Origin of the sequence: Bacillus sp. 3a, assembly GCF_017161885.1 — a bacterium.
In the GTDB taxonomy this organism is placed as follows: domain Bacteria; phylum Bacillota; class Bacilli; order Bacillales; family Bacillaceae; genus Bacillus; species Bacillus safensis.
In genome coordinates, this window is the sequence record NZ_CP067376.1 from 2,574,437 (window position 1) to 2,591,754 (window position 17,318).

General features: G+C 42.1%; 19 protein-coding genes. All 19 read right to left on the reverse strand.

Features of this window, described 5'->3' with window-relative positions; genetic code table 11:
- Positions 1 to 7 precede the first annotated feature (7 nt).
- The 19 genes from JJ692_RS13035 to fliQ all read right to left on the reverse strand — a co-directional run bounded on the left by JJ692_RS13035 (position 8) and on the right by fliQ (position 17,307).
- Positions 8 to 802 carry a phosphatidate cytidylyltransferase gene (locus JJ692_RS13035; protein ID WP_241257968.1) on the reverse strand — a complete coding sequence of 265 codons (795 nt, stop codon included), beginning with the start codon at positions 800 to 802 and terminating at the stop codon, positions 8 to 10.
- A gap of 12 nt (positions 803 to 814) precedes the next feature.
- Positions 815 to 1,597, reverse strand: a complete 783-nt coding sequence (locus JJ692_RS13040) for an undecaprenyl pyrophosphate synthase (RefSeq protein ID WP_048239732.1) — start codon at positions 1,595 to 1,597, stop codon at positions 815 to 817.
- Positions 1,598 to 1,726: 129 nt separating this feature from the next.
- Positions 1,727 to 2,284, reverse strand: a complete 558-nt coding sequence (frr, locus tag JJ692_RS13045) for a ribosome recycling factor (RefSeq protein WP_024424150.1) — start codon at positions 2,282 to 2,284, stop codon at positions 1,727 to 1,729.
- Between the two features lies 1 nt (position 2,285).
- Complete coding sequence (pyrH, locus tag JJ692_RS13050; RefSeq protein ID WP_008344767.1) at positions 2,286 to 3,008, reverse strand: UMP kinase; 723 nt, start codon at positions 3,006 to 3,008, stop codon at positions 2,286 to 2,288.
- A gap of 134 nt (positions 3,009 to 3,142) precedes the next feature.
- Positions 3,143 to 4,024, reverse strand: a complete 882-nt coding sequence (gene tsf / locus JJ692_RS13055) for a translation elongation factor Ts (RefSeq protein WP_034281801.1) — start codon at positions 4,022 to 4,024, stop codon at positions 3,143 to 3,145.
- Between the two features lie 91 nt (positions 4,025 to 4,115).
- Positions 4,116 to 4,850: a 30S ribosomal protein S2 gene (rpsB, locus tag JJ692_RS13060; protein ID WP_024426991.1), complete on the reverse strand. Its 735-nt coding sequence runs from the start codon at positions 4,848 to 4,850 to the stop codon at positions 4,116 to 4,118.
- 155 nt (positions 4,851 to 5,005) lie between these two features.
- The gene (locus tag JJ692_RS13065; protein WP_144485199.1) at positions 5,006 to 5,545 is read right to left on the reverse strand and encodes a Swarming motility protein SwrB; all 540 of its coding nucleotides are present in this window, start codon (positions 5,543 to 5,545) and stop codon (positions 5,006 to 5,008) included.
- Positions 5,546 to 5,566: 21 nt separating this feature from the next.
- Positions 5,567 to 6,334: a FliA/WhiG family RNA polymerase sigma factor gene (locus tag JJ692_RS13070; protein WP_048239727.1), complete on the reverse strand. Its 768-nt coding sequence runs from the start codon at positions 6,332 to 6,334 to the stop codon at positions 5,567 to 5,569.
- A 24-nt stretch (positions 6,335 to 6,358) separates the two neighbouring features.
- Positions 6,359 to 6,859: a chemotaxis protein CheD gene (locus tag JJ692_RS13075; RefSeq protein ID WP_048239726.1), complete on the reverse strand. Its 501-nt coding sequence runs from the start codon at positions 6,857 to 6,859 to the stop codon at positions 6,359 to 6,361.
- Positions 6,859 to 7,485 (reverse strand): chemotaxis protein CheC, encoded by a 627-nt coding sequence (locus JJ692_RS13080; RefSeq protein ID WP_095408489.1) that lies wholly within the window; start codon positions 7,483 to 7,485, stop codon positions 6,859 to 6,861. Before JJ692_RS13080 ends, JJ692_RS13075 begins: the two co-directional genes overlap by 1 nt.
- A gap of 12 nt (positions 7,486 to 7,497) precedes the next feature.
- The gene (locus tag JJ692_RS13085; protein WP_024424157.1) at positions 7,498 to 7,959 is read right to left on the reverse strand and encodes a chemotaxis protein CheW; all 462 of its coding nucleotides are present in this window, start codon (positions 7,957 to 7,959) and stop codon (positions 7,498 to 7,500) included.
- Positions 7,960 to 7,983: 24 nt separating this feature from the next.
- Positions 7,984 to 10,008 carry a chemotaxis protein CheA gene (locus JJ692_RS13090; protein WP_206533866.1) on the reverse strand — a complete coding sequence of 675 codons (2,025 nt, stop codon included), beginning with the start codon at positions 10,006 to 10,008 and terminating at the stop codon, positions 7,984 to 7,986.
- A 5-nt stretch (positions 10,009 to 10,013) separates the two neighbouring features.
- Entirely contained in the window at positions 10,014 to 11,087 is a 1,074-nt protein-coding gene (locus JJ692_RS13095; RefSeq protein WP_142944796.1) for a protein-glutamate methylesterase/protein-glutamine glutaminase, read from the reverse strand.
- On the reverse strand, positions 11,084 to 11,989 hold the full coding sequence (locus JJ692_RS13100) for a MinD/ParA family protein (RefSeq protein WP_095408486.1): 906 nt from the start codon (positions 11,987 to 11,989) through the stop codon (positions 11,084 to 11,086). Before JJ692_RS13100 ends, JJ692_RS13095 begins: the two co-directional genes overlap by 4 nt.
- A complete protein-coding gene (gene flhF / locus JJ692_RS13105; protein ID WP_206533867.1) occupies positions 11,983 to 13,104 on the reverse strand; it encodes a flagellar biosynthesis GTPase FlhF in 1,122 nt (373 codons plus the stop codon). Before flhF ends, JJ692_RS13100 begins: the two co-directional genes overlap by 7 nt.
- Entirely contained in the window at positions 13,104 to 15,137 is a 2,034-nt protein-coding gene (gene flhA / locus JJ692_RS13110; RefSeq protein ID WP_206533868.1) for a flagellar biosynthesis protein FlhA, read from the reverse strand. Before flhA ends, flhF begins: the two co-directional genes overlap by 1 nt.
- Positions 15,138 to 15,166: 29 nt before the next feature.
- On the reverse strand, positions 15,167 to 16,255 hold the full coding sequence (gene flhB / locus JJ692_RS13115; protein ID WP_206533869.1) for a flagellar biosynthesis protein FlhB: 1,089 nt from the start codon (positions 16,253 to 16,255) through the stop codon (positions 15,167 to 15,169).
- A complete protein-coding gene (fliR, locus tag JJ692_RS13120; protein ID WP_024426982.1) occupies positions 16,252 to 17,031 on the reverse strand; it encodes a flagellar biosynthetic protein FliR in 780 nt (259 codons plus the stop codon). The genes flhB and fliR overlap by 4 nt, the downstream gene beginning before the upstream one ends.
- A gap of 6 nt (positions 17,032 to 17,037) precedes the next feature.
- Complete coding sequence (fliQ, locus tag JJ692_RS13125; protein WP_003211206.1) at positions 17,038 to 17,307, reverse strand: flagellar biosynthesis protein FliQ; 270 nt, start codon at positions 17,305 to 17,307, stop codon at positions 17,038 to 17,040.
- Between the last annotated feature and the right edge of the window lie 11 nt (positions 17,308 to 17,318).

Here is a 17,318-nt window from a genome sequence, read left to right on the forward strand (position 1 = left end):
TATGAGGTTAGCTGGCAAGCGTTGCGAGCAGTAAGTATAAAAACGGCAGAACGAATAAAAAGCTGTCAAACCTATCCAAAATCCCGCCATGACCAGGGAGAATTGTCCCTGAATCCTTCACGTGATAATGACGTTTTAAAGCAGATTCCACAAGGTCGCCAAGCTGTCCAAAGATACTAAGTAAAAGAGTAATAAACATCACAAGCAGATATGATGGCAAAAATCCTGTAACCGCCTGAAACACAAGTGACAACACGACCGCTGTGACGATTCCGCCGATAAATCCTTCTACTGTTTTGTTTGGGCTGATTTCTGGCCAAAGCTTTCGTTTCCCCATAGATTTCCCAATAAAGTAGGCTCCTGAGTCAGTAGACCAAATAATCACTGCTGCGAAGAAGATCGCACTCATGCCATATAAGCCTCTAATTTGGATAAAATAATAGAAACTAACGCCAATATATAATGTGGCTAATACAACAAAAGCAACCTCATCGAATGTGAAAGAGTTTTTGCTCAAAACTGTATAAGTTAAAAGTATTAAGACTGCAAATAAAGCAATCTGCATTTTTGATGCGTCTACGTTTGGGAAGAAGCTGTTGTCTCCGCCCATTAAAAGCCAAAGCAATATTAAGCTGACAATACCAGGAAAGCTGAAAATCGAGATCTTTTTCATTCTTAAAAGCTCAAAGAGAGCGACACTTCCCATTAAATAAATCAGCAGGGTAAATGGCATCTGTCCATATATAACAGCAAGTAAAAAGACTGCAGCTGCCAAAACACCCGTCAAAATTCTTTGTTTCATCTGCACCACCCTCTAAATTCCACCGAACCTCCGGCCGCGGCGCTGGTACTCTCCAATAGCGCCTATAAGGTGCTCATCAGAAAAGTCAGGCCAAAGCACATCCGTAAAGACAAACTCGCTGTACGCAATTTGCCAAAGCATAAAGTTGCTTAATCTAATTTCTCCACTCGTGCGAATGAGCAAATCCGGATCTTGAAGAGATTCTGTCATTAAATAAGCTGAAAACATCTCTTCTGTGATGTCTTCCGCTTGAAGCTTACCTTCTTTGACCTTTTCAGAAATTTGTCTGCATGCGGAGACGATTTCTGTGCGCCCTCCATAGTTGAGCGCAAAATTCAAAACGAGCCCGTCGTTATTCGCCGTACTCTTTACTGCGTTCTCTACCGCTTTTTTCGTATGCTGCGGGAGGCCGTCTGGATCACCTGTTAAACGCACACGGACATTTTCCTCGATGAGTTCAGGCAGGTAGATGTTTAAAAATTCTTCAGGAAGTTTCATTAAAAAGTCTACTTCTAGTTTTGGACGTTTCCAATTTTCCGTAGAGAAAGCATACAAAGTCAGCACTTTGACATTCAGCTCATTTGCAAGCTTTGTCATGCGCTTGACGACTTTCATTCCTTCATGATGACCTGCTACCCGTGGAAGAGCACGTTTTTTCGCCCATCTTCCGTTCCCATCCATGATAATGGCGATATGTTCAGGAATTTCTCCATTTAATATGTCTTCTTTTGTCAGGCTTTCTAAGTTGGAAGCTGCTGTTTGCTGATTCTTCCAATTTTTGAGTATATTGAGCATGAGATTCCTCCATCACCCAAAAAGGTTGCGTTCCCGCTAATAATATAGTCATCAACAGTATTAACAAAAAAACCCCCTGTAAACATGAAGAGGGTCTTTTCACTATTATCTATTGTACATAGTTTTTTCTTAAACTTCCATGATTTCTTTTTCTTTATCTTTCGTCACGTCATCAATTTTAGCGACATATTCATCTGTCAATTTTTGAACATCCTCTGTTGATGATCTTAATTCATCTTCAGTGATCTCCCCATTTTTCTCAAGCTTTTTCAAATCATCGTTTGCATCACGACGCACGTTACGAACAGCTACTTTTGCTTCTTCTGAGTATTTTTTTACGACTTTCACAAGCTCTTTACGTCTTTCTTCTGTCAGCGCAGGAATCGCAATGCGGATCACATTTCCGTCACTTGTTGGCGTGATGCCAAGATCAGACTTTTGGATCGCTTTTTCGATATCACCGATTGCTGTTTTATCGTAAGGTGTGATAATCAGCATACGTGCTTCTGGCACTGTGATCGACGCAATTTGGTTAAGCGGTGTTTGTGCACCGTAATAATCCACTGTCACTTTATCAAGCAGTGAAGCATTCGCACGGCCTGCACGAACAGTTGCAAGCTCACGTCCGTACGCTTGTACGGCTTTTTCCATTTTTTCCTTCGTTTGGTTCAATACTTCTTTTGACACGTTATTTCCCCCTCACGATCGTTCCGATTGATTCGCCGTTTACGGCACGTTTAATATTTCCTTCTTCCATAATGGAGAAGACGATTAATGGAATGTCATTGTCCATACATAATGAGGACGCAGTAGAATCCATTACAGCAAGCCCTTCTTTAAGTACATCAAGATATGAAAGCTTATCATATTTTACTGCATCCGCATCTGTACGAGGATCAGCACTGTAGACACCATCTACATTATTTTTCGCCATTAAAATGACATCTGCTTCAATTTCTGCTGCTCGAAGTGCTGCTGTAGTATCTGTAGAGAAATAAGGATTCCCTGTTCCAGCAGCAAAAATGACGACACGTTTCTTCTCAAGATGACGGATCGCTTTTCTTCTTATGTATGGTTCTGCAACCTGTCTCATTTCAATAGAGGTTTGCACTCTAGACTGAATGCCAAGCGTTTCTAGGCTGTCCTGTAACGCCAGTGAGTTCATCACTGTTGCCAGCATCCCCATGTAGTCTGCTGTTGCACGGTCCATTCCTAGATCACTGCCTGTCTTCCCGCGCCAAAGGTTTCCTCCGCCTACAACGACTGCAACTTCAACATCAAGCTCTGCAATTTCTTTTACTTGCTTTGCAATGGATTGAATGACAGTTGGGTTAATTCCATTTCCAGCATCACCCGCTAGTGCTTCGCCACTTAGCTTCAGTACAATGCGATTATATTTCGGTTTGCTCATGATAACCTCCAAGTGTATACTATACCGTCTCTTATTATGCGTAAGAAACTGCCTTTTGTAAATCAATATCCTCTAAAAAATAGGGAACACAGTGCTTGTGCTCCCTAAAAAAGCCCCAGAGAGCTTTTCAAACATTATTTTTTCACTTGGCTCATAACTTCTTCAGCAAAGTTGTCTTGACGCTTTTCGATACCTTCGCCCACTTCATAGCGAACATAAGTTTGAACAGTTGCGTTTTTCGCTGCTACAACTTGTTTCACTTTTTCATCTGGGTTTTTAACGAACGCTTGGTCAAGTAAGCAAATTTCTTCGAAGAATTTGTTTAGACGGCCTTCAACCATTTTAGCTACGATGTTTTCAGGCTTTCCTTCTTGAAGCGCTTGCTGTGTTAATACTTCACGCTCACGGTTTGCTTCTTCTTCTGACACTTGGTCACGAGAAATGTATTTAGGGTTTACAGCTGCAACGTGCATTGCGATGTCTCTTGCAAGCTCTTCGTCAGTTGTTCCGTTAAGAACAGCTAACACACCGATACGTCCGCCCATGTGCAGGTAAGAACCGAATGCAGCATTATCTTCTTTCGTGATGACAGAGAAACGGCGTAGAGTGATTTTCTCTCCGATTTTGGCAATTGCAGATGTGATATGCTCTTCAACTGTTGAACCATTTTCCATTTTAGAAGCATGAGCTTCTTCAATTGTTGCAGGTTTAGCAGCAAGCAAATGATCAGCAAGTTCGTTAAGAAGTGCTTGGAATCCTTCGTTTTTCGCAACGAAATCAGTCTCAGAGTTCACTTCAAGGATGACGCCTGTGTTGCCGTCAGTTTTGATAAGAGTTAATCCTTCTGCCGCAATACGGTCTGCTTTTTTCGCAGCTTTTGCGATTCCTTTTTCTCTTAGAAGGTCGATTGCTTTCTCGATGTCACCATCAGTTTCTGTTAATGCTTTTTTACAGTCCATCATACCTGCACCAGTTTTTTGACGCAGTTCTTTAACTAATTGAGCAGTAATTGCCATTTTACATTTCCTCCTTCTATGTTAAAACACGGATTACTAGGTGAAAAAAAGGTGATAAAAGGCATTTCCCTCTTATCACCTTTTGAATAGGTTACGCAGTTGTTGTTTCAGTTTCTGTCGTTTCTTCTACAACAGCTTCTTCTTCGCCTTGTTTAGACTCAAGAATCGCATCTGCCATTTTAGCAGTTAGAAGTTTTACAGCGCGGATTGCATCATCGTTTGCAGGGATCACAACATCAATTTCGTCTGGATCACAGTTTGTGTCAACGATACCGATGATTGGGATATTCAATTTACGAGCTTCTGCAACTGCAATACGCTCTTTACGAGGGTCGATAATGAAAAGTGCATCCGGAAGACTCTTCATGTCTTTGATTCCGCCTAGGAATTTTTCAAGACGCTCTAATTCTTTTTTCAGTTGAACGACTTCTTTCTTAGGAAGAACTTCGAATGTACCGTTTTCTTGCATTTTTTCAATATCTTTTAAACGTTTAATACGTTTTTGGATTGTTTCAAAGTTTGTTAAAGTTCCACCAAGCCAGCGTTGGTTCACATAGAACATACCAGAACGGATTGCTTCTTCTTTCACTGAATCTTGTGCTTGCTTTTTCGTACCAACGAAAAGGATTTTTCCTCCGTCAGCAGCAAGGTTTTTCGTGAAGTTGTAAGCTTCTTCTACTTTTTTCACCGTTTTTTGAAGGTCGATGATGTAGATACCGTTACGCTCTGTAAAGATGTAACGCTTCATTTTTGGGTTCCAACGGCGAGTTTGGTGACCGAAGTGAACACCAGCTTCTAGCAATTGTTTCATAGAAATAACTGACATTTTGTTGCCTCCTAATATAATGGTTTTTTTTCCTCCGCTTAAGTCATGTTCACATAAAACTGCGCCACGGCAGCACCTTCATACGAATCATTAAGCGTGTGTATTTAACACCAAGAAATAATATAACACATGATGGACTGACAATCAAGAATCCTTTACAGCTTTCCGCTAAATTTTAATAAAAGCTCGATTTCTGTCTTGCCAGTTTTCATTTCTTTCGCTATTTCTTCTAGTGACCGCCCTTCATCATATAAGGTCTTTACTTGGTCCTCGAATGTTTCTTCTATTTCACTTTTAGAAGGCAGAGAAGCCTCTGTGTCAAGTTGTGGAACGGGTTCATTTACCTTCTCTTCCTGTACCTCAACTTCGCTAAGGAGAGCCGACAGGTGCTCTGGTACTGGATCTTCACTTTCGACCGATTGCTGGGATTCAATTGGTGGTTGTGGCTGCTTTGGTGTCTGAAGATCCGATTTCAGCTCTTCAGCAGAAAAATCAGGGGAAGCGGCTGCCACTTTTGATAGTTTGTCATTCTCTTCTTTGACCTCCATCAAAAATGCAGCCAGGGTATTTTCCGTTTCTTCTAGAAGTTCTCGCTGCTTTTGTTCTGTTGCCTTCAGCGAATTCATTCTCGTATATAAAATGATCACAAAATAAATAAGTGCAGCATGAAGCATGAAGCTAATCAGCCATAACATATTTTTTCACTCACTAACTCTTTAAGATTGAATGGCTTTATCAAGCAGATGCTTAAGCTTGAACAAGGCCTTTGAATGAATTTGCGAAATGCGCGAGGTAGATAAATTGAGCACTTGACCGATTTCCGTTAATGTCAGTTCTTCTTTATAGAAAAGACTGATCACGAGCTTTTCTTTTTCAGAAAGCTCTGTGATTTTTTCAGAAAGCTGTTCAATTAATTCATCTTTCAGCATTTTCTCTTCAGGAGTCACTGTCTTCTCGTCGCGAATCATGACTTGGACGTTTTCTCCGTCTTCTTGATCATGCAGCTTCTCATCGATTGATAGCAGATTTGCAAAGAATCCTTCATTCATTGTTGTGACGACATCCTGTTCACTCATGCCGAGTTCCTCAGCCACCTCTGTCGGCGTCACATTACGCAAATAACGCTGTTCAAGCTTTTCGATAGCCGCTTCTACTTTTTTTGTTTTTTCTCTTGATGTACGAGGCAGCCAGTCCTCTTTACGAAGACCGTCGATGATGGCCCCGCGGATTCTGAAGGATGCATATGTATCAAACTTCAGATCTCTTCCAGGATCAAATTTTTCAAGGGCATCATATAAACCGAGCATCCCTAGACTGATCAAGTCTTCTTTATGCACTGACTTCGGGAGACCGATGGAAATTCTTCCAACATGATATGTGACGAGCGGCATATAGCGGCGCATAAGATCATCTCCAGCAGCTGGGTCTTTCCACTCTTTCCATCTAGCCCATAGCGCCTGATCTTCGTAATTTAAGGATTGCATCTTTATCCCCCTATACTTCCTTAGTTATATCTTCATAATGCCTTGCTTCACTGTACGGATCTCAAGCTCTGCCGTAAGCGGATCGAATTCAATCGTACGGCCATTGTTTCCGCCTGTATCCTCACTAATAATCGGGATATGATGAAGAGACAGATGTTCTTTCACAGCTGAAACGTTTCTAGGCCCAATTCTCATAAGATCATTGGTTGACTTAAACTTAAACATTTCCGCCCCGCCAGCAAGTTTTGCCTTTAGCGCATGTTTGCGTGCGCCTGCTTTTAGGAGCAGATCAATTGTATGCTTGACACCTGTATCTGCATATTTAGCCAAGTTCTCCACCGCCCCTTTTGAAAGGGAGGAATCTGGAAGCATAACATGGACAAGGCCTGCCAGCTTTTTCTCTTGATCAAACAAGACAAGCCCTACGCAAGAACCAAGACCAGATGTCCGAATGCGGTCCGGTGTTTTGACAAGCTGAACATCTGCAATACCAACCTTTACAACTGCCGGAATTTGCACGTTCATTATAGGTTACCTAATGCTTTGAATAGTTTTTCAAACGATTCAAAGTCTGGTAATAGAAACATATTTCCTTTCAGCTCTTGCTTATTTTGATCATCAAAAATAGATGTATCAATCACAATCGCCTGATCACCAAGAGGACTGAATTGCATTAACCCTTCACTAATGACAGCCCCGAACATATCGAGCGTGACATCTGGAACACTTGGGTAAAGCTGCAATTTTGTTAAGTCGGCAAGGGCTGATAAATAAGAGCCCGCTAAAATATTTCCCAGCTCATGAAGCGCTGACGTTCCCATCTCATGTTCATGAATCGTATCAATATCAAATGCCGGGTCCTGGACAAGCTCTCTTACAAATTGCTCCGCTTGCTCAAACGGCATAATGAAAAAGATTGAACCGGATAAATCCCCTTCCATTCGCAGGAAAATACTTGCAACGGGAAGGTCTGCACCGCCAAAGAAATCCATTAAATCTTCAAACGAGAGAACCTTGACAAAAGGAACAGCCATATCTATTTTGCGATCCAATAGGTTGGCAAGAGCAGACGCTGCGTGGCCTGCCCCGATATTCCCAACCTCTCCTAAAATATCTAGCTGTTCATCTTTAATTTCCTTGAAAATGCTCATTTCACATCCCCCTTAATGAACAGGTGCACCTTGAACGCTCTTGTCGAGGACAGCACCAGCATGAATGATATTGAAAAGACGCTGATCATGCTTAATGATACCTGTCACCCATGACTGTCCTTCTTTTTCAGCTGATTCAGGAGAAGATTCTACTTCTTCCTGATGGACGGTAATCACATCATTTGCTTCATCAACAATCCAGCCGACTTCAATGTCGCCAACTTGTACAATGATCATTCTTGTTTCATCTGTAATCTCGTTGTCAGTGGAACCAAGTCTGACTCTCAGGTCAATGACAGGCGTCACGACACCGCGTAAATTAATTACACCGCATATATAAGGGGCAACGCCAGGAACTCTTGTCGGCTGCTGCCATTTTTCAATGGACTTTACTTCTGATACTGAAATGGCGTATTCTTTTTTGTTTACGATAAACACAATCATCTTTTCGCCAGTTTTGATATCTGTACTCATTTCAGACCGCTCCTCTATTGTTTTTTACTTGATCAGTGCATTACAGTCAACGATGAGTGCAACTTGACCGTCACCTAGGATCGTTGCGCCGGATATCGCAAATACGTTTGGCAGATAATCTCCTAGTGATTTTAATACAACTTCTTGCTGACCAATAAATGAATCGACTACAAATGCTGTCAGCTTGTCTCCTTTACGAACAACAATGATGTGCAGTTCTTCCTCTAATTCATTCGCATTTGGTACGTGGAATTGTTTCTTCAAGTACACGACCGGTACGATAAATCCGCGGAAATCAATCACTTCACGATCATGCGTTTGAAGGATGTCACTTTTCTTAATGACAGCCGTTTCAATAATAGAAGAAATCGGAATCGCAAAAGTTTCCTCTTCTAGTTTTACAAGAAGAACGGAAATAATCGATAGTGTAAGCGGAAGCTGGATTGAGAATAGTGAGCCCTGTCCTTCTGTTGAGTTAATGCTCACAGATCCGCCTAGTGATTCCAGCTTGTTTTTCACAACGTCAAGACCTACACCACGGCCTGAGATGTCAGAAATCGTATCAGCTGTAGAGAATCCTGCTGCAAAGATCAATGAATCAATTTGATGATCTTCAAGCGTTTCTGCTTCTCTTTCTGTAATTACTCCGCGCTCTAATGCTTTTTCAAGCACCTTTTTACGGTTAATACCGCCTCCATCATCTTCTACTTCAATGAAGACATGGTTTCCGCTATGATACGCTTTTAATAGAACCGTACCTTTTTCCGGCTTGCCTTTTTTCACACGTTCTTCCGGTGATTCAATCCCGTGATCTAGGCTGTTTCTAAGTAAGTGTAAGAGTGGATCTCCAATCTCGTCGATCACTGTTCGATCAAGCTCTGTCTCAGCACCCTCAATAATAAGTTCAATTTTCTTATTAAGCTCTTTCGTCAATTGACGAATCATACGCGGGAATCTGTTAAACACAGTTTCCACAGGGACCATTCTCATGTTCAGGATGATTGATTGCAGGTCTCCTGAAATACGTGTCATTCGTTCGACTGTGTCTGTGAGTTCGTTATTTTCTAGTTCTTTCGCAATCTGTTCTAAACGGCCTCTATCAATTACAAGTTCTTCAAATAGGTTCATAAGAGAATCTAGACGGTCGATGTTGACACGAATTGTTTTTGTTCCGCCTGCAGCTGCACCGTTATTGCCATTTGCTTTTGGCGCATCATTTGCTGGCGTCTTCGCAGCAGGAACAGATACTTCTTCTTTTTTCTGTTCAGGCTGCGCCTCTTGTTTTTGAGCCGGAGCTGCTTCTTCAAATGCGGAGACTTCAGAGATCTCAACCTTCTCAACCTCTGAGATCGCCGTGACGATTTTCTTCACTTCGTCCATCGGCTGTTTAGAAAGATAAGAAATGCTGAATTCAGATTCAAAATCTTCTGATTCTAATAGTTCTGCATTTGGAACGGTTTTAACAACCTCACCTGCTTCATTTAGTCTTTCAAAAATCATATAGACACGAACGGCTTTTAGTAAGCACGCATCGCTTAATGTCACGTTGAGTTCATAACATTTGAAGCCTTGCTCTCTCGCTTCATCAAGAACCGTTCGTTCAAATTCGTTATAATCTAAGTCATTAGCAGCTGATACATCCGCTGTTTCAACGCTAGAAGCTGCCTCAGCATGGCTTCCTGTCACATCTAGCTTTTTACTAATCTCTGTGACATCACGTTTCCCGTCTCCGCCTTCTGCAATCGATTGAACCATTGCTTCAAGATGATCGAGTGCTTCGAACATCGTATCCATTGACTCAGGTGTGACAATCATTTGTTCATTACGGATAGCATCAAACATGTTTTCTAAATGATGCGTTAGGTGAGCCATATCGTCAAAGCCCATCGTTGCACTCATGCCTTTCAATGTATGAGCCGCTCTGAATATATCATTCACTAGCTGCAAGTCGGTTGGGTTCTTTTCTAAATCAAGAAGTTTTTCATTACAAGTTTGTAAGTGTTCTCTGCTTTCATCTAAAAAGATATCTAAGTATTGGTTTACATCCAACGTGTTCACGCCCTCTCTTTTTTCATGGAGCTTATAATTGCATGTGCGATGTCATCCACATGCCTTGTTTCATGTGCAAGGCCTGCTTTAATGACTGATTTAGGCATTCCGAAAACAACACATGATTCTTCTTTTTCTGCAATGACTTTCGTATGACCGCTTGCGACCATTTTTTTGACACCTTCAGTACCGTCACTGCCCATACCTGTCATAATGACAGCGATTTTCTCGTAACCCTTTATGCTGCTGATGGATTCAAATAAATAGTTAACAGATGGTTTGTGCCGGCTTTCCGTGTCTTCAGGGGACAGCCTAATGACGAGTGACCCCCCTTGGTCATGAAGTGACATATTCATTCCACCAGGAGCTATGTAAGCTACTCCATTTTTCGCGATGTCTCCATCTTGTGCTTCTTTAATTGTAATTTGTGATAAATGATCTAACCTCGTAGCAAGTGATGCCGTGAATCCTGCCGGCATATGCTGCACAATTAATATAGGTGCCTCTATGTCCTTAGGCAGCTTCGTTACGACTCGTTGAAGCGCCCTTGGCCCTCCTGTAGATGTTCCGATCGTAATAATCTTTCGGAGTGAGCTGCCTTTTACTGATTGCGGGCGAGGGGCAGCCACTGGACTTGGCGGCTTTATCACTGGCTTAGGAGACACCTTCTCTTCAGTGCGTTTCCTTGACAGTCCTGCCGCAAGTACCCGCTCTACAATTTGCCCCCTCACTTTGTGCAAATCGAGAGAAATACTTCCCGAAGGCTTTGTCACAAAGTCGAAAGCACCGAGTTCTAAGCAATGGATGGTTAAATCTTTTCCTTGCTTTGTCTGGCTTGACACCATAATCACGGCAAGGTCGTGTTCAGCCAGAATTTGTTTTAATGCTTCTGTTCCATTTAAAACAGGCATTTCCACATCTAATGTGACAACATCTGGATTCAGTTCCTTGATCCGTTTTAAGGCATCTTCCCCATTTCGCGCCGTTCCGACGACTTCTATTTCTTGCTCGGCACTTAGAAAATCACTAATGAGCTTTCTCATAAAGGCCGAGTCATCTACTACTAGCACTCTAATCATGAGTCCACCTTCCTCCTTTTAAAAAAAGAGGACAACTTATCTATAAACGTATGCTGTTCTCTCCGTGCCTCTCTTATCTGCTGATGATATAGTGTTTCTGCCAGCATCTTAATCGTTTTACTCAGCCTTGAATGAGGCTGCTTCATATAAAATGGAATTTGTTCTGATACTGCTTTAGGAACCGCAGGATCATCAGGCACAGCGCCAGCAAATACAAGTTTTCTGTGAAGAAAAGATGTGACCACTCCTGCTAATTTCCGGTAGGTTTCAGACCCTTCTGACGGGGTTTTACATCGGTTCACAATGATCTGCACAGACCGTTCAAACTGATGAATGGCTAAGTGTTTAATCGCGCTGTAGGCATCCATGATGGATGTTGGCTCTGGTGTAGTCACAACGACCACTTCTCCTGCTGATAAAACAAAAGGCAGTTGATCTTTTGACAAGCCAGCACCCATATCAAAGAAAATACAATCAAAGCCCTGCATGATTCTTTCCATCTCTTCCAAAAAGAACGACCATTGATCTTTATCTAAAGAAAACAGCTGTTCAAGCCCGCTTCCACCAGAAATGTAATATAGGTTATCCGTTCCTTTTGTCATGGCTGCTTGGAAGGATTTTTTTCTGACGAGAACATCTAATATAGAACTAGTCGATGCTTTCCCTAGTAAAATATCGATATTCCCCATCCCAAAATCAAGATCGATCACTAACACTCTTTTGCCTGTACTTGCGATAGACAGTGCCATATTCAGGGTCAAATTCGATTTACCTACCCCGCCTTTACCGCTCATGACGGCAATGGTTTTTGCCTGTCCGCTGACGTTAAGAGGAGCCGGTGTGATCATTTGACTCTGCTGAACTAGTTTTCTTAACCCTTCTGCTTGGTCGGGCTTCATGATTGTAAAACCATCCTTGTTAGTTCAAGAGGAGATCCTTCAAGAATATCCTCAGGCACATTTTGGCCATTTGTTAAAAAACCAAGTTTGATTTGAGAGTCTGCAATGATTTGAAAAATGGTTCCCATCGTGTCCGTTTCATCTACTTTTGTAAAAATGAATTGATCGATTGGAACGTGTTCAAAACGCTTGACCATGGCTTTCATGTCTTGATACTTCGATGTGGCACTCATCACAAGAAAACTTTGAATGCTCTCATCGAATGGAATAATGTCGGTCAGCTCTTTGATATACGCTTCTTCTTTAAAGTTACGACCTGCTGTATCAATGAAAATATGATCATACTCTTTAAAGGTCTCTTGGGCTTTCACAAAATCCTCTCTCGAATAACAAACCTCAAGCGGTGCATTCAGCAGTTCAGCATAAGTTTTCAGCTGTTCGATTGCTGCAATCCGGTACGTATCGGTTGTAATAAAAGCAATCTTCTTTTGCTGCTGAATGGCTGTTTTAGCGGCAAGCTTCGCAATCGTTGTCGTTTTACCAGCTCCGGTTGAACCGAACAGTACGATGTATTTTGAAGAAATCATCGGCTCATCAGAGGTTTGGGCTGGCAGCATATCAGTCAGCAGTTGTTCAAGTTCTTTATTTATGTGCTCTTCTTTAACTGCGCCCTTTGTTAAAAGACCCTTCAGGCATTCGTCTCGAATGGCATCATCAAGACCTTGATCCTTTAGCTTTTGATAGATTGCTATGAGAGGTTCGGGTAGAATACCCGCATGCCGTTCATTCCTCACATATTCTAAAGGCTGTGCGGCATGAGAAGGCGCTGGTTTTGCCGACTTGGGAGCAAAAGATGGCTCTTCGGGCTGCTTTTGAACTTGTTCCTTTTTTGGTAACACTGGAAGAGGCGGCGCAGGGTTTAAACCTTTACCAGCTCTTTCCTCGAAATCTTGATCCAGCACTGCAATCACTTCGACCATTTGCTGTTTCTTTAAACCGAACAGTTTGCGTTTGACAACGGTTTTGGAATTTAAAATAACGGCATCTTTCCCAAGCTGCTGCCTGATTTGAATCGTTGCCTCCTGCATAGAATTTGCTGTGATTTTTTTCATTTTCATTAGATATCCACCACTCCGATGCTCTGTACTTCCACATTCGCTTCTAGTTCGTTATAAGATAGTACCGGTAAATCTGGGAAATATCTTTCTAACAACTGCTTAACGTACATTCTTATAGGAGGTGAGCATAATAGAACCGGCGTTTCCTGACGAAGCGAAAGCTGTTCAATTTCTCTCGCCACTGATTGAATCACACTTTCAGAGGATTCTGGATCTAACGATAAGTAGTTGCCATGCTCTGTCTGCTGAACGCTGTCTGCAATCACCTTTTCTACTCGGCCTGAGCATGTCACGACTTTGAGTGATTCATCTTCTCTTGCATACTGTGCGGTAATCTGTCTTGCCAGCGCCTGTCTGACATACTCTGTTAATAAATCTGTATCAGTCGTTAATTTTCCGTAGTCTGCAAGCGTCTCAAAAATGGTGACAAGGTTTCGGATAGAGACCTTTTCTTTCAGCAGCTTCGCCAGTACTTTTTGAATATCACCGACTGCCAGCGGATTTGGCGTTACCTCATCCACTAAGACAGGATAACTTTCTTTCAAATGATCGATTAATTGCTTCGTTTCTTGGCGTCCGAGCAGTTCATGTGTATTTTGTCTAATCTTCTCTGTGATGTGAGTAGACACTACAGACGCTGGGTCCACTACCGTATAGCCAAGCATCTCAGCCTGATCTTTTTCTGCTTCTGAGATCCATTTAGCCGGAAGACCAAAGGATGGCTCGATTGTTTCAATTCCTTCAATCGGATCATCATCAGGCGTAGGCGACATCGCTAAGTAGTGATCAAGCAGAAGCTCGCCTTTTGCCACTTCGTTCCCTTTTATTTTGAGTCGATATTCATTTGGGTTAAGTGCAATGTTGTCCCGGATCCGGACAACTGGAATCACAAGACCAAGTTCAAGGGCAAGCTGCCTTCGAATCATCACAATCCGGTCTAACAGGTCACCGCCTTGATTTGCATCGGCTAGCGGAATCAGGCCATAGCCAAACTCAAATTCAATGGCATCCATTTGGAGAAGGTGAATGACACTTTCTGGACTTTTCATCTCTTCTACCTCTGCCTGCTCCTCTAGTACCTCTTCTATTTCTTCTTGATCCTGTTTGTTTTTTGACATCAAGTATGCGCCGAGGGCAAGTAAACCTGCGATCGGTCCTGTCAAAAGTACGCCGATTGGTGTAAACAACCCAAGAAGGAAGATCGTACCTGCCGTGACGTAAAGCATAGCTGGAAATGCAAACAGCTGTTCAGTGATATCTGACCCAAGGTTCCCATTAGAAGCAGCCCTTGTGACGACAATCCCTGTCGCTGTTGAAATGAGAAGTGCAGGGATTTGTGAAACAATCCCGTCTCCTACCGTTAATAATGTAAAGTGGGAAGCTGATTCTTGAATCGACATTCCTTGCTGAAGCATCCCGATGATAATCCCAAAAATAATATTAATAATGACGATGATAATACCTGCGATGGCATCCCCTTTGACGAACTTACTTGCTCCATCCATCGCACCATAAAAGTCTGCTTCTCTCGCTACTTTTTCACGGCGATTTCTTGCTTCACTTTCTGTCAGCATCCCAGCATTTAAATCTGCATCAATACTCATTTGTTTCCCTGGCATCGCATCGAGGGTAAATCTTGCCGCAACCTCTGAAACACGCTCAGCCCCTTTGGTAATGACAACAAATTGAATGATGATCAGAATAAGGAAGACCACAAGACCAACGAGTACATTTCCTCCAACAACAAATGAACCAAACGTTTCTACAACCTTTCCAGCGTCTCCAGTTGAAAGAATAGATCGTGTTGTAGAGATGTTAAGCCCTAAGCGAAAGAGCGTTAAGAGCAAAAGCAATGATGGAAATATTGAAAATTGTAGTGGTTCTTGCATGTTCATTGTGGTGAGAAGCACGATAAGCGCAAGAGAAATATTAATAATGATTAAAATACTTAATAGCATTGGCGGAAACGGTATGACCAGCATCGCCACAATTAAAATAACACTGAATAAAACAGATAAATCTCTTGCTGACATGCCTGTTCTCTCCTTTTAAAACCAAAAATTCATAAAATCTTTTGTTTCGTTTTATAAACATAAGCTAAAATTTCTGCGATGGCCTTAAAGTATTCCTCTGGCACCGCTTGGTCAATGTCGACCTGATCATAGAGTGCACGAGCGAGCGGCCGGTTTTCTACGGTCATAATATCGTGCTCTTTTGCAATCGTTCTAATTTTCAAAGCCAAAATATCTGTTCCCTTTGCGACAACAAAGGGCGCGTCCATCTTTTCTTCGTCATATTTCAAAGCAATGGCATAATGGGTTGGGTTTGTAATGATGACGTCCGCTTTTGGGACTTCCTGCATCATCCGTCTCATGGCCATTTCCCGCTGACGCTGTTTAATCTTTGATTTTATGAGCGGGTCACCCTCTGATTTTTTATACTCATCTTTGATGTCTTGTTTGGACATCCGTAAGTTTTTTTCATAATCAAATTTCTGATACATATAATCAAGCCCTGCCAAGATCAGAAGAGCACCAGCAGCATACAGCCCCATAATCAAGGTCATATTTGCGACGAAATGAAGGGTTTCCTCTGCTGTTAATAAAGGAAGCCGCAGAATTTCGTCAAAGTGCATCCAAAGAGCGATAAATGTCGCAAAGCCAACAAAGCCAATTTTCAAAATGGATTTTAATAGCTCTACGAGGGCTCGAATACTGTATATCCGTTTAAACCCTTTGATTGGGTCAAGCTTTTCTAATTTCGGTTTGATCACTTCTGTTGAAAAGAGAAAGCCGACTTGTAAATAGTTACTGATAATCCCCGCCAGCATGCCAACACCAAGGATTGGCATGAGGAGGAGCCCTGTTTCTTGAAGCAATTCCAAGAATAATTGATGAATATTAGATGTGCTAACTTTCATTAGCATGGTTGTTGAATAAAAACGTTCTATGAGCGCGATAATCCGCTCTTTCATAAAAGGCCCAATAAAAAAGAATGATAAAAAGATTAATAGAAATGAGATGGCTGTATTGACGTCGGTACTTTTGGCAACCTGTCCTTTTTTACGTGAATCCCGCCTTTTTTTCGGCGTTGCTTTTTCTGTTTTTTCACCTGCGAAAAATTGCAAGTCTAGTCTAAGCCTTGTCATCATGACGAACCACCGACCAATGCTAAGAAATTCCTCATGGTGAGTACAATCGTTTCAAATGTATTTTGGACAACACCGAAGATGACGCCCATACAGATGATGATCATAATAAAACTCACACCCATTTTAATAGGAAGTCCAACCACAAATACGTTCATTTGCGGAACTGTACGTGCCACAATCCCCAGCGCCAAATCGACTAAAAACAGACTTGCCACGACAGGTGCCGAGATTTGAAAGGCGATGATAAACATTTGGTTGAAGCTCTTTGCGATAAAGTAAGCAAAGGATTCACTGCCGAAATTCAGCGCGTATTGATCAACTGCAATGTATTGAAAGCTGTAATAGATTCCATCAAGCAGCAAGTGATGTGCGTTTGTTGCCAGCATCAACAGCAATGTGACCGTATAAAAAAACTGTCCCATCAGCGGTGTCTGCGCCCCTGTTTGCGGGTCAATAATATTGGCAATCGCAAAACCCATTTGAAAATCAATGAATGAGCCGGCAATTTGAACAGCGGACACCATGATGTATGCAATCAGTCCAAGCAGAAGTCCGACCATTGCTTCTTTCACCGCAAGCATCATATAAAGACCGTCTATGTCGAGTGCTGGCGGTTCTTTTATGGTGCTAAAACTAATGACAGCTAAAAACAGTGAGAATCCAACTCTGTGTACAGCCGGGATCGTTCTATGCGCTAAAAGCGGTACTGTCACAAAAAAAGCGGTGATCCGAATAAAAACTAAAAGAAAAGCAGGGAATAATTCTATGATTGACATCGCTGGTTAACCTGCAAATCGATCTAAATTCGAGAACAGCTCTGTCGTAAAGGACACAATTGTTGAAAGCATCCATGGACCAAACACAACAAGTCCAATGAGTACAGCAACAATCTTAGGAATAAACGCAAGCGTCTGTTCTTGAATTTGGGTTGTCGCCTGAAACACACTGACAATCAGTCCCACAATGAGTGCGAGCGCTAGAAGCGGCCCACTCACAAGCAATACTACATACACTGATCTTTCAGCCATCGTAATGACAAATTCTGAACTCATGTTTTAAGCAC

Excerpts from the sequence above, each read along its gene's own strand:
- fliQ (WP_003211206.1), bottom strand. The coding sequence starts at position 17,307 with ATGAGTTCAGAATTTGTCATTACGATGGCTGAAAGATCAGTGTATGTA.
- JJ692_RS13075 (WP_048239726.1), bottom strand. The coding sequence starts at position 6,859 with ATGAACGTGCAAATTCCGGCAGTTGTAAAGGTTGGTATTGCAGATGTT.
- JJ692_RS13070 (WP_048239727.1), bottom strand. The coding sequence starts at position 6,334 with ATGCAATCCTTAAATTACGAAGATCAGGCGCTATGGGCTAGATGGAAA.
- flhA (WP_206533868.1), bottom strand. The coding sequence starts at position 15,137 with ATGTCAGCAAGAGATTTATCTGTTTTATTCAGTGTTATTTTAATTGTG.
- JJ692_RS13040 (WP_048239732.1), bottom strand. The coding sequence starts at position 1,597 with ATGCTCAATATACTCAAAAATTGGAAGAATCAGCAAACAGCAGCTTCC.
- flhB (WP_206533869.1), bottom strand. The coding sequence starts at position 16,255 with ATGATGACAAGGCTTAGACTAGACTTGCAATTTTTCGCAGGTGAAAAA.
- tsf (WP_034281801.1), bottom strand. The coding sequence starts at position 4,024 with ATGGCAATTACTGCTCAATTAGTTAAAGAACTGCGTCAAAAAACTGGT.
- rpsB (WP_024426991.1), bottom strand. The coding sequence starts at position 4,850 with ATGTCAGTTATTTCTATGAAACAATTGCTAGAAGCTGGTGTTCACTTC.
- JJ692_RS13035 (WP_241257968.1), bottom strand. The coding sequence starts at position 802 with ATGAAACAAAGAATTTTGACGGGTGTTTTGGCAGCTGCAGTCTTTTTA.
- JJ692_RS13080 (WP_095408489.1), bottom strand. The coding sequence starts at position 7,485 with ATGAGCATTTTCAAGGAAATTAAAGATGAACAGCTAGATATTTTAGGA.
- flhF (WP_206533867.1), bottom strand. The coding sequence starts at position 13,104 with ATGAAAATGAAAAAAATCACAGCAAATTCTATGCAGGAGGCAACGATT.
- JJ692_RS13095 (WP_142944796.1), bottom strand. The coding sequence starts at position 11,087 with ATGATTAGAGTGCTAGTAGTAGATGACTCGGCCTTTATGAGAAAGCTC.
- fliR (WP_024426982.1), bottom strand. The coding sequence starts at position 17,031 with ATGTCAATCATAGAATTATTCCCTGCTTTTCTTTTAGTTTTTATTCGG.
- JJ692_RS13085 (WP_024424157.1), bottom strand. The coding sequence starts at position 7,959 with ATGAGTACAGATATCAAAACTGGCGAAAAGATGATTGTGTTTATCGTA.
- pyrH (WP_008344767.1), bottom strand. The coding sequence starts at position 3,008 with ATGAGCAAACCGAAATATAATCGCATTGTACTGAAGCTAAGTGGCGAA.
- JJ692_RS13065 (WP_144485199.1), bottom strand. The coding sequence starts at position 5,545 with ATGTTATGGCTGATTAGCTTCATGCTTCATGCTGCACTTATTTATTTT.